18 protein-coding genes are annotated in these 15,849 nt (G+C 42.5%); 10 read left to right on the top strand and 8 right to left on the bottom strand.

The window, feature by feature from the left end; translation table 11 throughout:
- The first annotated feature begins 16 nt into the window (after positions 1-16).
- Genes hemC through PSV17_RS06250 form a run of 4 tightly spaced genes read left to right on the top strand, consistent with a single transcriptional unit; the run spans position 17 to position 3,290 of the window.
- The gene (hemC, locus tag PSV17_RS06265; protein WP_300480729.1) at positions 17-991 is read left to right on the top strand and encodes a hydroxymethylbilane synthase; all 975 of its coding nucleotides are present in this window, start codon (positions 17-19) and stop codon (positions 989-991) included.
- A 21-nt stretch (positions 992-1,012) separates the two neighbouring features.
- The gene (locus PSV17_RS06260) at positions 1,013-1,795 is read left to right on the top strand and encodes a uroporphyrinogen-III synthase (RefSeq protein ID WP_300480726.1); all 783 of its coding nucleotides are present in this window, start codon (positions 1,013-1,015) and stop codon (positions 1,793-1,795) included.
- Positions 1,796-1,812: 17 nt separating this feature from the next.
- Positions 1,813-2,853 carry a uroporphyrinogen-III C-methyltransferase gene (locus PSV17_RS06255; RefSeq protein ID WP_300480725.1) on the top strand — a complete coding sequence of 347 codons (1,041 nt, stop codon included), beginning with the start codon at positions 1,813-1,815 and terminating at the stop codon, positions 2,851-2,853.
- A 14-nt stretch (positions 2,854-2,867) separates the two neighbouring features.
- Positions 2,868-3,290 (top strand): heme biosynthesis HemY N-terminal domain-containing protein, encoded by a 423-nt coding sequence (locus PSV17_RS06250; RefSeq protein WP_300480723.1) that lies wholly within the window; start codon positions 2,868-2,870, stop codon positions 3,288-3,290.
- 29 nt (positions 3,291-3,319) lie between these two features.
- Here the strand turns inward: PSV17_RS06250 and PSV17_RS06245 are convergent, their stop codons facing one another.
- The 8 genes from PSV17_RS06245 to PSV17_RS06210 all read right to left on the bottom strand — a co-directional run bounded on the left by PSV17_RS06245 (position 3,320) and on the right by PSV17_RS06210 (position 9,746).
- Positions 3,320-4,096: a TIGR01458 family HAD-type hydrolase gene (locus PSV17_RS06245; RefSeq protein WP_300480720.1), complete on the bottom strand. Its 777-nt coding sequence runs from the start codon at positions 4,094-4,096 to the stop codon at positions 3,320-3,322.
- Between the two features lie 78 nt (positions 4,097-4,174).
- The gene (locus PSV17_RS06240) at positions 4,175-5,503 is read right to left on the bottom strand and encodes an ATP-binding protein (protein WP_300480718.1); all 1,329 of its coding nucleotides are present in this window, start codon (positions 5,501-5,503) and stop codon (positions 4,175-4,177) included.
- Positions 5,500-6,168, bottom strand: a complete 669-nt coding sequence (locus PSV17_RS06235; protein WP_300480717.1) for a response regulator transcription factor — start codon at positions 6,166-6,168, stop codon at positions 5,500-5,502. The genes PSV17_RS06240 and PSV17_RS06235 overlap by 4 nt, the downstream gene beginning before the upstream one ends.
- Positions 6,169-6,177: 9 nt before the next feature.
- Positions 6,178-6,702: a diheme cytochrome c gene (locus PSV17_RS06230; protein ID WP_300480715.1), complete on the bottom strand. Its 525-nt coding sequence runs from the start codon at positions 6,700-6,702 to the stop codon at positions 6,178-6,180.
- Between the two features lie 230 nt (positions 6,703-6,932).
- Entirely contained in the window at positions 6,933-7,340 is a 408-nt protein-coding gene (locus PSV17_RS06225; protein WP_300480714.1) for a DUF1924 domain-containing protein, read from the bottom strand.
- Complete coding sequence (locus PSV17_RS06220; protein ID WP_300480713.1) at positions 7,333-7,980, bottom strand: cytochrome b/b6 domain-containing protein; 648 nt, start codon at positions 7,978-7,980, stop codon at positions 7,333-7,335. Before PSV17_RS06220 ends, PSV17_RS06225 begins: the two co-directional genes overlap by 8 nt.
- Positions 7,981-8,250: 270 nt before the next feature.
- Positions 8,251-9,285, bottom strand: a complete 1,035-nt coding sequence (locus PSV17_RS06215) for a CDP-6-deoxy-delta-3,4-glucoseen reductase (protein ID WP_300480712.1) — start codon at positions 9,283-9,285, stop codon at positions 8,251-8,253.
- 65 nt (positions 9,286-9,350) lie between these two features.
- Complete coding sequence (locus PSV17_RS06210) at positions 9,351-9,746, bottom strand: FxsA family protein (protein WP_300480710.1); 396 nt, start codon at positions 9,744-9,746, stop codon at positions 9,351-9,353.
- An 86-nt stretch (positions 9,747-9,832) separates the two neighbouring features.
- On the opposite strand from PSV17_RS06210, the gene dsbD reads away from it, so the two are divergent.
- From dsbD to prmA, 6 genes are all read left to right on the top strand, one after another.
- Positions 9,833-11,836, top strand: a complete 2,004-nt coding sequence (gene dsbD, locus PSV17_RS06205; protein WP_300480707.1) for a protein-disulfide reductase DsbD — start codon at positions 9,833-9,835, stop codon at positions 11,834-11,836.
- 33 nt (positions 11,837-11,869) lie between these two features.
- Positions 11,870-12,424 carry a TlpA disulfide reductase family protein gene (locus PSV17_RS06200; RefSeq protein ID WP_300480706.1) on the top strand — a complete coding sequence of 185 codons (555 nt, stop codon included), beginning with the start codon at positions 11,870-11,872 and terminating at the stop codon, positions 12,422-12,424.
- Positions 12,425-12,599: 175 nt separating this feature from the next.
- Positions 12,600-13,049, top strand: a complete 450-nt coding sequence (aroQ, locus tag PSV17_RS06195) for a type II 3-dehydroquinate dehydratase (protein WP_300480705.1) — start codon at positions 12,600-12,602, stop codon at positions 13,047-13,049.
- 49 nt (positions 13,050-13,098) lie between these two features.
- Entirely contained in the window at positions 13,099-13,557 is a 459-nt protein-coding gene (gene accB / locus PSV17_RS06190; protein WP_300480704.1) for an acetyl-CoA carboxylase biotin carboxyl carrier protein, read from the top strand.
- 32 nt (positions 13,558-13,589) lie between these two features.
- Positions 13,590-14,939, top strand: coding sequence for an acetyl-CoA carboxylase biotin carboxylase subunit (gene accC / locus PSV17_RS06185; RefSeq protein WP_300480800.1), 1,350 nt, complete (start codon positions 13,590-13,592; stop codon positions 14,937-14,939).
- Between the two features lie 21 nt (positions 14,940-14,960).
- Positions 14,961-15,848, top strand: coding sequence for a 50S ribosomal protein L11 methyltransferase (prmA, locus tag PSV17_RS06180; RefSeq protein ID WP_300480702.1), 888 nt, complete (start codon positions 14,961-14,963; stop codon positions 15,846-15,848).
- The last annotated feature ends 1 nt before the right edge of the window (position 15,849 follow it).

The raw sequence follows: 15,849 nt of genomic DNA, 5'->3' as shown, positions 1-15,849 counted from the left end.
ACAGCCTATTTTAAGCATGAACACTTCTAATCCTAACTCCAATCAAACACCTGATATTCAACCCCCAAGTAAACTTGTGATTGCCTCGCGCGAAAGCCCGCTGGCAATGTGGCAAGCCTTGCACATTCAAAGCCGTTTGCAGGCGCTTTATCCTTCCACTGTTGTTGAAATTTTAGGCATGACCACGACTGGCGATCAAATTTTAGATATACCTTTAGCAAAAGTCGGTGGCAAAGGTTTGTTTGTAAAAGAGTTAGAAACTGCATTGGAAGATGGCCGTGCCGACTTGGCTGTTCATAGCATGAAAGATGTGCCGATGAACCTGCCAGCAGGCTTTATGATGGCCGCGACTGGCGAACGTGAAGACCCACGCGATGCCTTTGTTTCAAACGATTACGATTCACTTGAAGATCTGCCTGAAGGGAGTATTGTTGGTACTTCTAGCCTACGCCGTCAAAGCCAATTGCAAGCGCGTTTACCCCACTTAAAAATTGAGTCTTTGCGCGGTAATCTGCAAACGCGTTTACGCAAGCTGGATGAAGGTCAGTATGCTGCGATTATCCTCGCTGCTGCTGGTTTGATTCGTTTAGGGCTTAACGCCAGAATTCGCAATGTGATTTCACCTGAACTGAGCATTCCTGCGGTGGGCCAAGGGGCATTGGGTATTGAAATCAATGCAAATCGCCCTGATTTACTCGCTGTTTTAGCGCCGTTAAATCACCCAGATACGCAAGTGTGTGTGGAGGCAGAGCGCGCCATGAGTCGTGCGCTTGCAGGCAGCTGCACCGTGCCGCTTGGCGCTTATGCGACATGTAAAGGCGATGACATTCACATCACTGGCTTTGTAGCGAGCGTGGATGGCAAACAAATGTTAATTGAAACTGCCAGTGGCAATAGAAATCAAGCAGATGCTTTAGGTAAAGCCTTAGCCAATCAGTTGTTGGCTAAAGGTGCTAACGACATTCTCTCTGCACTTGATGGTCATAAGTAATTAACGGAGTAGTCATTATTCATGATGGCAGATAATTTACTAAAAGGTTTGCATGTAGCGGTTACCAGACCCGTCGACCAAGCTGAAAGTATCTGCGAGGCGATTCAACATCATGGTGGCGATGCGATTTTATTTCCATTGCTCGCCATTTCACCTTTAGACGATTATCATATATTTGAAACTGCGATTGCCGACCTTGAACTTGCAGACTGGGCAATCTTTATCAGCACCAATGCAGTGGATCATTCATTACCCAGAATTCTCAAAAAATTTGGCCATGTGCCAGAAAATCTGAAATTTGCAGCCATTGGTCATCAAACGGCGAAAGAGCTTAGTCTGTATGGCGTTCACCAAGTACTCATACCGCACACGCGTTTTGACAGTGAGACTTTATTGGCACTTGCTGAAATGCATGATGTTGAGAATAAAAATATCATTATCTTTCGTGGGGTTGGCGGGCGCGATGTATTGGCAGATACGCTTAAATCTCGTGGCGCAAATGTTATATTTGCGGAAAGTTACCGTCGAATTAACCCGCAAGTTGACACACAGTTTTTAAATAGTAAATGGCAGCAAGGTCATCTGAATGCTGTCATTGTGACGAGCAGTGAAGCCATGCGCAACTTGCTAGACATGGCTGGCGAATCAGAATGGCTGCGCCATGTCACACTGTGCGTTAATCATGCCAGAATTGCCGAGTTACCCCTGCAATTTGGTTTTAAAGTATTGGTAACTGAAGCGCCTGGTGATGATGCGATGATTAAATGTTTGTCAACATTAGCTTTATCTCAAGTAGCGAATTAAACGAGTAATTAATTAAAATGGCTGACACTCCAAACACAACCTCTTCAGATAGACGTAAGCCCTCACTCTTCGCCAATACCGCGTTGATACTGGTTGTCATCGCTTTGCTCACACTCGCTTGGCAGTGGTTAAATACTCGTCATCGATTCAACGAAGTAGAAAAATCGCTTAGCCAAAAACTTGAAGCTTACCAAGAAAATAATCAACAAAGCTTGGCACTGGCCAAGCAAGCAGAAGAAAGAAGTACTGAAGCCAATGCGCGCACGGTAATTTTGCAGCAAAAACTTGAGGAATCGCGCGACCAACAAGATGTATTGCAAACACTTTATGATCAACTCGCTGAGAACCGCGAGGCTACAGCAGTGGCAGAGGTGGAGCAGTTATTAACTATTGCCAACCAACAGCTACAGCTTGTGGGTAATGTAAAAACTGCTTTGTTAGCTTTACAAGCCGCCGATAAACGTTTGGAGCCGCTCAATTTACCACGCGCCAATCAATTGCGAGAAACGCTAGCGCTTGAAATTGAAAGTCTGCGCAAACTACCACAAGTAGACATTGTAGGCATGAGCGCTCAGCTAGAAAAATTGGCTAATTTATGTGCCACCATACCGTTAATAAGCGCGCGCCAGCCAACTTTTAATGCCAACGCAGCTCAACAAAATCCGGCTACCACAGAGAGCTTAAACGCTTTCCAAAAAGCCGCTTACCCCATTTGGAATGATATTAAAAATTTAGTGACGGTAGAGCGCATTGATAAACCCGAGCCGCCACTATTATCAACAGACCATACCTTTTATCTGCGTGAGAATTTAAAATTACGCTTGCTCACCGCTAGAATTGCGTTATTACAGCATGACGAAGTGAGTTATAAAGCGGATCTTGCCACAGTGACGACATGGATCAATCAATATTATGATGCTAAACATCCAAACGCCATCCTCGCGTTTAAGCAATTAAAAAAATTATCCGGCAACAACATCGATATTCAGTTACCGCAACTGACTGAAAGCATTGCTGCAGTTAACCGTTACAAACTCAGCCTAGAAAAAGCAGATTAAATCGGCCAACTATCATGATAAAACGTAAAATATTTTGGTGGTTATTAATGGCATTACTGCTAGTGGCCGTGGTGCTGATAGCCAGTAACAATCAAGGCTATGTGCTGATTGTGCGGCCGCCCTATCGGCTACAATTTTCATTTAATTTTTTACTGATTTTGATTGTATTGGGCTTTTTACTATTACATTACTTTTTAAGATTTGTGCATTTTCTACGATTTTTACCTGCCAACAGGCGCAACAAACAAGAAGCGCAACGCCTAAAAGCTAGCAACGACTGGCTGCTAGAAGGAATGCAAGCCCTCGCAGAAGGTGATTTTGAAACTGCGGAAATTGCCATTACAAATGCGCATGATTTAATTCAAAACGCCGACCATGAGAAATTATTAGCGGCGCTGGCTTTAGAAAAAAATAAGCAGGGGTTTTTATTTAAGTAACACTTAAACACATATGACTTAACCAAGAGTCATAGCCCAAGTAATTTAGGTAAATCAGCAATCGAATCTATTAATATATCAGGCTTAACCTGAGAAGCCTCAGCATAGCTCTGACGATATTTACCTGTTTTCACCAATATTCCTGTTAGGTCAATTTGTTGGCTTCCACCAACGTCCACATCAATATCATCGCCAATCATGGCGACTTCAGAAGCTTTGAGCCCCATATCATCTAAGGCAATCTGAAAGAAATCGGCAGAAGGCTTACCTATAATCATGGCGTTCACACCGCTGGCGTATTCTAGCGCCTCAACAAACCCACCAATATCCATCTGTAAACCATGCTCAGTCTGCCAAAATTTATTTTTATGAATGGCTATGAGCTTTGCGCCTTGCATCAACTCATTAAACACTTGATTTAACAGCGGGTAAGACCAAGTACTACCAATATCACCAATGACAATGTAATTTGCTGTCGCCACGGATTGATTGAATGCTTCAAAATCCTGCTTTACATCTTCGGCTAGCAACAAACGACATACTGGATTAACTTGGCGCTGTAAATAAAGCAAAGTAGCTTGAGGGGCGCTGATAATTTCATTTGCAGGGATGGTAAAGCCTAAGCTATTAATTTTTTGTTGAAGTGAAGCCACGGATAAAGTGCTAGTGTTGGTAACAAAGCGGCAACTATAGCTAGCGCGAACTTGCTCGATGGCTTCTATAGCGCCTTTAATCGCATTTGATCCTGTGTAGAGCACACCATCCAAATCAACCAAAAACCCTTTTAAAGCAGATAAATCACTCATCTCAGCACCTCACTAGGATTAGACCTTAACAAACCATGCTCCAACTACTTTTACTGAGACAATAATACGATTAAAAAGTTACTTTTTAGGCCAATGGACGCTCACAAGCAAGCCTTGCCCCGCGTCATTATCACTGAGTATTAAACTTGCGCCATGTAATTCTGCAATGCGACGTACGATGGATAAACCTAGCCCGCTACCTTCTTCACCACTGCCCGTAATTCTGTAGAAGCGCTTCAATACTTGCTCACGCTCTGCCTCTGGAATACCCAAACCAGTATCGCGTACTTGCAATTTTATGCCGTCATCATCATGTATATTTACTGAAACATGACCACCTACTGGCGTATAGCGAATCGCATTATCTAGTAGATTTCGTAGCAGTAATCTTAACTGCGTACTTTCACCAAGTACAGGACATGCATTTTCACTTTCCAATCGAAGCTCGATTTGTTTTGCATGTGCTAAAGGTTCCATGTCAGCCATAATGGAGGCGGCTAAACTACGCAAATCAACTTGCTTATAATCCAAGGAAGCGTTTTCAGGATCAACCCTCGCTAAGGTAAGTAATTGCTCAACCAGCCTGGTAGCTCTATCTACCCCATGCAACACATGCTCTAATGCGGCATTGCGCTCTGCTTCATTGGTAGAGCGCAATGCTACTTGCGCCTGAATTTTAAGTGCAGCCAATGGCGTCCGCAATTCGTGGGCAGCATCAGCGGTAAAGCGCCTTTCGCTTTCAAATGCCTCTTTTAAACGAGCAAATAAATCATTCAACGATTTAACTAAGGGCGCGACTTCTTCTGGCACATCGCTCATCACCAGCGGTTCCAGCTGATTGGCCGCACGCTTGGTGACCTCATATTTGAGATTATTCAAAGGACGCAAGCCTGCGCCGATACCAAACCAAATCAATAACGCTAACACGGGTACAGCAGCCAAAGTTGGCATCAACATTTTGAGCGTAATATGGCGCGCTAAACGCTCTCTGCCAGCAAAAGGCTCAGCAACTTGAATCATAAACTCATGTTTACTGTCCCATTTAGTTAATACGCGCCATGCTTGACCGCTGATAATAGTTTCACTATAGCCATCTTTAGTGGTCATGGGGGTGACAGGTGCATTGCTGGAGCGTAGCAACAAATCACGCTCATTCCATATTTGAAAAGCTAGCCTTTGCTCATATTCATGAGTCACGTGAATTTCATCTTCACCATGCTCGATACGTTCATGTATCTCATGCCGCGTGGTACCAAGCAGTACCTGAGCAGATTGTGCAAGCTGAGCATCAAACAACCGATTAATTTCTTCACGAGACTCTAGCAGCGTAAACAATGCAGCCACTAACCAAGCCACACCCAACCCAACAAACAAGTGCAATATTAGACGTAACCGCAATGATTTCATGCTGCTGACATCTTATCTATGACATAACCAACGCCACGTAAGGTACGAATTAATCCAGAGCCTAGTTTCTTGCGCAAGTGATGAATATGCACCTCAACTGAGTTACTCTCAACCTCTTCACCCCAACCATACAAATGCTGCTCCAACTGCTCGCGCGACTGTACACGGCCGACATGCAGCAAAAGTTCATGTAACAAGGTAAATTCACGTGCAGAAAGCTCGACTGTTTGACCGCCTTGACTCACTTGATGAGTTGATGGCGTTAACTCAATATCATCATGCTGTAAAGTGAGGGTGACTTGGCCTGCGCTACGTCGCAATAGTGCATTTAGTCGTGCAATCAGCTCATCTAAATCAAAAGGCTTGATTAAGTAATCGTCTGCGCCAGCATTCAAACCAACTACCCTGTCAGCAACCGTATCACGCGCTGTAAGTATAAGCACTGGCAAGGCCGAATTGGCGCCACGCAACCATTTAAGCAACTCGGTTCCACTTAACTTTGGCAAGCCAAGGTCTAACACCATCAGTGCGTACTCTTCTGTTTCTAGAGCAAGCTTTGCCGCTTGTCCATCTTGCGTCCAATCCACAGCAAACCCTGCCTGTTTCAGCCCAGCGCGAACTCCATCACCCAGCAGGGCATCATCTTCGACTAATAAAACTCTCATTGGCTAATATTAACGCGGAATTCTAAGCTGTGACTCAGAAAAATCACCTTTTTCTGCACCCTTATGACAAGCGATACAATTGGATTCGCTACCGATACTCTTACGTTTAAACGTATTAGCCGAAACTTCATCATGCTTGCTCGTAAAGTAACGTGTTTCAGTTATTCTCATTAGCGCTGCACTTGCGGGAATAGACTCATTAATGCGGTTTGAACGGCGATTATCTTGCTTATCAGCACTATTGGCCGCGAGAAACTTTGCAATTTCGTCATGCGTGGCCGCATCTAAACTTGCATTCTCACCAAAGTGTTTATCTAAACCTGCCATCACTTTATTCCATGAACGCTCTGGCAATAAGCCTGGGTGATAAACCATATGGCAACTGCCACATTCTGTCTTCCATTTTGCATTGGTCACAGCTGGCATATTTTTGCTACTGCCTTCGCCCGCACCAAACCCTCCACTTGCCAATAAGGTTCCAGCGGAAGTAATGCTGGTGATTAACACTAATAGTTGCATCCATTTTTTCATCATATTCTCCTATATCACTTTAAATTGTTATGGGTACCTTTATAAATTCTAGTTTTTACCCGTGATGGGCATCACCACGACTGTAATCTGGCTAAAGCCAGAACAATCGTGCGATAAGCTAAACAAGGCGCGAGCAAAAAATTGCGCCACCACATATATTTAATATGTAAGAAGTAATTTTTTGTGAGTAACGCTGTGTAGCAACGAAACTTGGATTTATAAAGGTAGCCAGATTACTTAACACTGATTAAATACTGTATGAAATCGCCCTTTTCTTGCGAAGTACAAGTGCGCTCCAATACGTCTTTGCAGTTGCGACCAAACCATTTTTCCACCTTAGCGGCATCAGTAAACCTTTGTGGATTTGCGATAGTTGCCATCGGCTCAATCACTTTATTGGCGCGAGTTTTCCCTTGGTTACGCGGGTCAGAGGTATGGCAAGTAGCACAGCTCACATTTTTACCATCGCTGTGTGTCCGCTCAGCTTTAAAAAAGTTAGCTCCACGCTCGGCAGAAAACCCTGCAAATGCCGCATTCTCTTGCTTAGCTTGCACCTCATATTGCTTGAGCAACTCTTGAGGTGTTGCAGCAAAAGCATTCAGGCTGAAAACTAACCCTAGTAAATAAAATGATTTACGCATGATGATCTCCTTGATTGTTAGGTATGCTTTGAGTTTGGTCTACTTCATATTGGTAACCAGTGACCATGGCTTGCGCAAGCGGCGTTTTATCTTTGACCTCATGCCAAATTAAAGCAGCGATATGCACCACCACAAACGCCATAAGAAAGTAATAAATCAGCTCGTGTGGTTCTTCTACAATCTCTTTCAACCAAGGCATATCACCTATCCAAGCGTTAAATGGCCCCGTACTATGCTCAATTGCCGCGAGAGAAAGACCAGTGATTGCCATGGTAATCAGCAATAGATAAACGAGTAGATAGGCGCCGCTAGCTAAAGTGTTATGACCGAAGCGTGGCGTGGCGTGTAAATTGAAGTTTCGCACGGCGTCCCACCAAACAATGGGATGCCACATATCCGAAAATCTGGCATGACGTGGGCCAACAACGCCCCATGCTAGTCGAGCCACAATACCAACTGTTAAGGCATAACCAATATAAATGTGAATTTGCCACAGCGTTTTTTCTCCCACACCTTTTTCAAAAAGGTCTGAGATCCAAATAGTGGTCATAAGAAATAGAATGGATAAACCATTCCAAAGGTGAATTAACCGAAGAATGGGGTCATAGACCTTTTTTCTTTGGTAAGTAATAGTTTCCATGATTTGCTCCTTTTATTGAAGGTTGGAGCAAATCATAATGTTGAATTCTTAAGGTAGTCTTAAACCCCGATTATTGTCCATTAGAAATAATAAAATTAACCTAAATCCAATGTAGGAAGGGCTTGTAGCCCCGAATGGCGAGGGCGATTCGAAGTGATATTTTGTTCGGGGCTACAAGCCTCTCCTACAGCCATCCGCAACAGTTTGAGCGGAAAATGCTACGGAATTAAATGTTCTAATTGATTATCAGGGTTAAGTAGCAAACCAAGCTTATGTCATGGTTTTAGGCGTTGGTTTTGCATAGTTAAACGCATCTGAGAAAAATTCATCTTCTGGCAAACCAGCTTCTACAAAACTGGCGTGCGCCACCTCTACCATCGCTGGTGCGCCGCAACAATATACCTCATAGTCTGCTAAACCTATTTGGGCAAAATCATCTAGCACGGCTTGATGCACAAAGCCTGTGCGGCCATGCCAGTTGTCTTCCGCGGTAACGTCAGACAATACTGGAATGAATTTGATATGCGGATACTCAACTGCCCATGCGGCTGGCAGCGATGGCATATAAAGATCTTTTAAACTATGCGCGCCCCAATATAAAGTCACAGGGCGAATGATATTATTGTGCAACATGTGTTCAATGATGCCTTTGATTGGCGCGAAGCCCGTGCCACCAGCGACCATAATGATAGGTTTGTCAGAATCTTCCCTTAAGAAAAAGCTACCGAATGGCGCTTCAATTCGCAAAATAGCTTTGTCTGGCATTTCGTTAAATACGTATTCGGTAAACTGACCACCTGGAATCAATCGTAAATGCAACTCTAATATATTGTTTATATGTGGTGCATTAGCTAGTGAAAATGCACGGCGTTTACCGTCTTTAAGTAAAAATTCTATGTATTGACCAGCCATAAATTTGAGATGCTCAGTGCTTGGTAGCTTTAAAAATAGCGCCATCACATCGTGTGAAAGTTGCTCTTTACGCTCTACGCGCGCGGGCAAAATACGTGGCTGAATCACATTGGCGTGAATCTCACGGCACTCTATGGTTAAGTCTGACAGTGGATGAGCGCAGCAAAATAAAGCTTTACCTGCGACTTTTTCTGCCTCGGTCATCGCACTAGAGGCATAGTCGCCATAATCCACTTCACCTGAAATAATATCGCCCTTGCAACTACCGCAAGTGCCGTTTCTACAACCATATGGAATATTCACTCCCGCGTTAATGGCTGATTCCAGTATAGTTTCTGAAGCTTTTGCGGTGTAGGTATGTTTGCTGGATTGAATAGTGATTTGATAACTCATATTTAGATTCTCGTTTTATTCTTAATTGGTGCCTCTACTTAAAGTTACTAACAGAAGCATTTCCATTATTCTTCGCGGTGAAATTCACCTTCTATGACATCATCATTCGCAGCTTTTTGCTTAAATGTAGACGACTTAATCGTGCTTTTATCGACAGGTATTAACAATAGCACTACGGCGACTACATCTGTGAGTACACCTGGAATTATGAGTAATATGCCAGCAAACATATGTCGCGCGCTACCAAACAATGCTTTCATTGGATTGGACCCCTGACTAAGGCTTTGCATTATTCGACCTGAAAACAATAACTTTTCCTCACGAATAAGTTGTAAGCCAAGCAAGACCATGGCGACTAAGTATAATAATACCCACCAACCATATTGTTGAAATAGATTGATTAAAATCCAGATTTCCCCAATTGGAAAGGAAAGAAAGGCTAGTGTAACTATTAAACGCATTGATATATCATCCTTAATGGATTACAAGTAATATTGAACGTATGATACTCATTCACTCTCTATGTAATGGAGTCTGAGCATTTAAAATGCAAGATAGTTTAATTTTAATTACTAAAAATTTAGCTTTCTTCATTCAAGCGCAATCTTTTAAAAAAACATTAGTGAACTTAATAGTGAACCCTTTACTTCTTAAATCGTCGGCATTTATTAAATATGTAGTTTTCTGCTTGATTGCCGTAGTGGGGTTTTTACCCAATGTTTCTTCGGCTGAAAACAAGTTCAGCTCATTTACAAACTCTCTGATTGAAACTAACAGCGAAGATACTTTTTTATCACCTGATGCCGCTTTTCAGTTGGATTTATCCGTTAAAGATGCACAAACTATTCAAGCAAATTTTACCGTAGTCTCAGGTTACTACCTTTACAAAGAGCGCATCAAATTCGTCTTAACACCTAGTACATCAGCCCAAATCGCTTCAGTAGATTTACCAATTGCAGAAATTAAGAATGATAAAAACTTTGGCAAGATGGAAGTTTATAACCATGATTTTAGCGCCAAAATCAATTTAGTTAACATTAAAAATAATGTCATTAAGATTGCCGTGACTTATCAAGGCTGCAGCGAAAAAGGCTTATGCTACGCGCCAATGACCAAAACATTTACCGTAGATTTAGCTGATGCTAAAAATATTGTAAGCTCCCCAGAAAAAGCCGCAGTGGTTAATGTTTCGAACGATAACGAAACGGATAACACGACAAAAATATTGAAATCCGGCAATTTATGGTTAGTCATCGCAGGTTTTTTTGCTGCAGGTTTACTCCTTTCGCTTACTCCTTGCATGCTGCCGATGATTCCAATTTTATCGAGCATTATTGTAGGCAGCCAAAGCAAGCAAATTAAGCCTTCAAAACTGCATGCATTTGGTTTGTCTGTGGCTTATGTATTGGGCATGGCATTAAGTTACACCTTAGCAGGCATCGCAGCGGGCTTATCTGGCGACCTGCTCAGCCAATCACTTCAAAATGCTTGGGTACTTGGTGCCAGCGCCTTGATATTCATATTATTAGCTTTATCAATGTTTGGCTTTTATGAGCTTAAACTTCCACAAAGCTTTGAAGACAAAATGCTCAATACCAGCAACAAACTCAAAGGTGGTCACTTTTTTGGTGTATTTGTCATGGGTGCACTTTCTGCATTGATTGTTAGCCCATGCGTGGCCGCACCACTAGCTGGCGCACTGATTTACATTGGTCAAACCCATAATGTATTTTTAGGTGGCGTAGGCTTATTTGCACTAGCCATTGGCATGGGTGTGCCTTTATTGTTAATTGGCGCTTCTGCAGGTAGCTTGTTGCCAAAAACAGGTAACTGGATGAACGCGGTGAGTAACTTTTTTGGTGTATTAATGTTAGGTATGGCTATTTGGCTGATTTCACCAATTATTCCAGTGAGTATTCAATTAGGGCTATGGGCAATATTATTAATAGTGACCGCGGTCTATCACAGCGCATTAGATAGTTTGCCAGCACATGCCACTAACTTTACTAAATTGTGGAAAGGGGTTGCTGTTGTTCTTTTGATATTTGGCGTAACGCTATTTGTTGGGGCGCTTTCTGGCGCTAAATCTGCCTTAAATCCACTCAGTAACTTTACGCTAAGCAGTGCTAACCAATCAAAAAATCCTTCACAGTTAAACTTTACCCGCGTTGCTAGCATTGCTGAATTAGAACAAAAGCTAGCTACGACTAATCAACCTGTAATGTTAGATTTTTACGCAGATTGGTGCGTGGCTTGTAAGGAGCTGGAACAATTTACCTTTAGCGACCCAAAAGTGCAGCAGCAACTTAAAAACACGCTGCTATTGCAAGTGGATGTCACTGCAAATTCCGATGAAGATAAAGCCCTCCTAAAACGCTTTGGCTTATTCGGCCCACCTGGTATTGCATTTTTTAATGCGCAAGGTAAAGAAATGACAACCCTTAAAACCATTGGCTTTCAAGATGCTGAGCGTTTTAGCACAACCTTAGCTAGACGTGATAGCTGTATTATCGCACCACAAAATCAGCAAGGATTAACCGCTCAGTGTTAATCAAACTAAATTAATAAAACTAACCCTCAAATTATGCTAAAAAAAATACTTTCTAATTTTGGCTACTTAGCCATTATGCTTGCGCTTGGTTTTGCGATCTATTACTACTTTTTAAGTCCAAATGCCACATTAAAAACATATGCTACAGACCACAGCAAACTTTCTACTCAATCGCTTTTTGCAAGTAAGCTATCTAATCCAGACGGTATCATCCAAGATTTAAGCCAATTTAAAGGCAAAATAATCGTGCTGAATTTTTGGGCAACTTGGTGCCCGCCTTGCCGCGAAGAAATGCCAGAACTCTCTGAATTATATACAGAATATAAAAATAAAAATGTGGTTGTGCTTGGTATGGCTGTGGATGAATTAGCACTCGTAAAAGAGTTTTCGGCAACAACGCCTGTAAGCTACCCTTTACTTGCGGCGGAGAACGAAGGCATGGTGCTTGGCAATGATTTAGGTAATGATAAAGGCGTATTACCTTATACCGTGATTATTAATGAGAGCGGAGCAGTGGTAGATACTTACTTTGGGCGCATCAATAAATCCCTTTTAGAGACCGCTTTACGACCTCTACTACCGCAATAACATCCTCTATTTAACAATTAGGATTAAGCTAGCAAATCAACTACTTAAATTATGAACGCAAGCTAATTTCGTTTAAATGTATGAAGTCACTGGACAAAACCTGCTAACTTCGGCAAACTTGCAACCATGAATTACACGATTTTACATTCTAAAATGCTCTTCATATTGGTTGCACATGTCTGCTAAATCCATTTTAGTATTGCATGGTCCAAACCTTAATTTATTAGGTTCACGTGAACCTGAGCATTATGGTAGCGACACGCTAAATTCTATCAATCAAACCTTAACGGATATTGCAGCAAAAGCAGGAGTAGCTTTAGAGGCATATCAAAGCAATACTGAAGGCGATCTTGTTACTAAAATTCAATCTGTTGCGACGACAAAAGTGGATTTTGTGATTATCAATCCAGCCGCATTTACACATACATCTGTTGCGATGCGGGATGCGCTATCCGCTGTTAAAGTACCATTTATTGAAGTGCATTTATCTAATGTATATGCACGTGAAGCGTTCCGTCATCATTCTTATTTTACCGATATTGCAGTAGGAGTTATCAGTGGCTTAGGTGCCCACGGCTATACACTTGCGCTTGATTATGCAATTCGGCGCATCAATCATTCTTAAATTTATTCTTGTTATTAACTAAAATTTTCCTAGATTTTTAGAGGTTACTATGGACTTACGCAAACTTAAAAAACTAATCGATCTTGTTGAAGAGTCAGGCATTGCTGAACTTGAACTGACAGAAGAAGGTGAAACGGTACGTATTAGCCGCAATTTTACATCTAGCACACCAGTGCAACAGCATTATGCCAATTTTGCGCCTGCGCAATATGGTGTTGCACCTCAAGCTCAAGCGCCACAAACCGCAGTTGCTGAAGTACCAGTGGTTGAAGAAGGCCATGCGGTTAAATCTCCTATGGTCGGGTCTTTCTATCGCTCCTCTTCACCAGATGCAAAACCATTTGTAGAGGTGGGCGATACAGTTTCTGTAGGTGATACGCTTTGTATTATTGAAGCGATGAAATTATTAAATGAAATCGAGTCAGATAAAGCTGGCGTTGTTAAGAAAATCTTAGTCGAAAACGGCTTAGCTGTTGAGTACGGCGAGCCACTATTTATTATTGGCTAATAAAAATTTAAAAGGTATTTAACAACATGGCTATGTTTGACAAAATCTTAATCGCTAACCGAGGCGAAATCGCCCTTCGCGTTCAGCGTGCGTGTCGCGAACTTGGAATTAAAACGGTTGCCGTTCATTCTGAAGCAGACCGAGAAGCTAAATATGTAAAATTAGCAGATGAATCTGTATGTATTGGGCCAGCACCGTCTGGTCAAAGTTACTTAAATATTCCGGCTGTAATTAGTGCGGCAGAAGTCACTGATGCGCAAGCAATTCACCCAGGTTACGGCTTTTTATCAGAAAATGCTGACTTTGCAGAGCGTGTTGAGCAAAGTGGCTTTGTATTTATCGGCCCTCGTGCTGAAACTATTCGCTTAATGGGCGATAAGGTATCGGCTAAGGATGCGATGAGAAAAGCGGGCGTACCCTGCGTACCTGGTTCAGATGGCGCATTGCCAGATGATCCAGCAGAAATCATAAAAATCGCTAAAAAAGTCGGATACCCAGTCATTATTAAAGCAGCTGGCGGCGGCGGCGGTCGTGGTATGCGTGTAGTGCATACCGAAGCCGCACTAATTGCCTCAGTGAATATGACCAAAGCCGAGGCGCAAGCAGCATTTGGTAACCCAGTGGTTTACATGGAGAAATACCTAGAAAAACCACGCCATATTGAAATTCAAGTATTAGCAGACCAACATGGTAACGCAGTGTTTTTAGGTGAACGGGATTGCTCGATGCAGCGTCGGCACCAAAAAATTCTTGAAGAAGCGCCTGCGCCATTACTTAACCCAAGATTACGCGACAAAATTGGCGAACGCTGTGCGGAAGCCTGTCGCAAAATTAAGTATCGTGGTGCTGGTACTTTTGAATTCTTATATGAAAACAATGAGTTTTACTTCATTGAGATGAACACGCGTTTACAAGTTGAGCATACCGTAACAGAAATGATTACCGGTATTGATTTAGTTCAACAACAAATTTTTGTAGCGGCTGGTGAAAAACTAAAATTCCGCCAAAAGGACGTTGTACTCAAAGGCCATGCGATTGAGTGCCGCCTTAATGCGGAAGATCCATACAACTTTATACCATCTCCAGGCAAAATCACGACGTTCCATATGCCAGGCGGGCCTGGTGTACGTATTGATACGCATGCATACGCGGGCTATACCGTGCCACCAAATTATGACTCTATGATTGGTAAGCTTATTACTTACGGTGACACGCGTGACCAAGCCATTGCTCGCATGCGTATTGCGCTATCAGAAATGATGATTGGCGGCATTAGCACTAACGTAGCATTGCACGCAGATCTGATGGCTGACGCAGCTTTTCATCTAGGTGGTACTAGCATTCACTACCTTGAACAAAAGCTTGGCATTTATAACAAATAATCATAAGTAAGTGGGTTTTGCATGGCATGGGTATCGTTAAAAATTGAAGCACAAGACAATACGGCTGATTTAATTAGCGATACTTTAATGGAACAAGGTGCGCTATCTGCCATTATTGAAGATGCAAATGCCGATACATTAGATGAGCAGCCTATATTCGGCGAGCCAGGTGACCCACCACCGGGTATTTGGCAACAAAACCTTGTGAGCGCTTTGTTTGATGAAGGTGTTGATGTTGCAAAAGTGATTGCTGATTTGGAGCGAGAAACCAAATTAAGCAATTTGCAATATTCTACCGAAATCATACAAGAGCAAGATTGGGTGCGCGCGACCCAATCTCAATTTGAGCCGATTAAAATTACCGATAATTTATGGATTGTGCCAACATGGCATAGTGCGCCAAATGCAGATGCAATCAACATCATATTAGACCCAGGCCTAGCTTTTGGCACAGGTAGTCATCCCACGACCCATCTTTGTTTGAAATGGCTGACTGAGACAGTATCTGAACAAGACACCGTTTTAGATTACGGCTGCGGCTCAGGTATTTTAGCGATTGCGGCAAAAAAACTAGGCGCATCTGAAGTTATCGGAACTGATATTGACCCTCAAGCCATTCAATCTAGCGTATATAACGCCGAGCAGAATGATGTGGCTGCGGCTTTTTATCATGCTAGCAAATATCAATCACGTGAGTTCGATATCGTGGTTGCTAATATCCTCTCAAGTGCACTAAGCGTACTGGCGCCTGCACTGGCAAAATCCTGCAAAACTGGTGGGAAAATCGCGCTTTCGGGTATTTTAAAAGAACAAGCTACTGACGTAAGTGCTATTTATGCTGAATGGTTTAACATGCATGTCCCACAAACAATGGATTCTTGGGTAATGCTAACTGGCACTAAAAAATAGA

The sequence above is a fragment of the Methylotenera sp. genome, assembly GCF_029946165.1.
GTDB lineage: Bacteria > Pseudomonadota > Gammaproteobacteria > Burkholderiales > Methylophilaceae > Methylotenera.
Note: the sequence above shows the minus strand (reverse complement) of the source record. Positions and strands in the feature narration are given on the sequence as shown.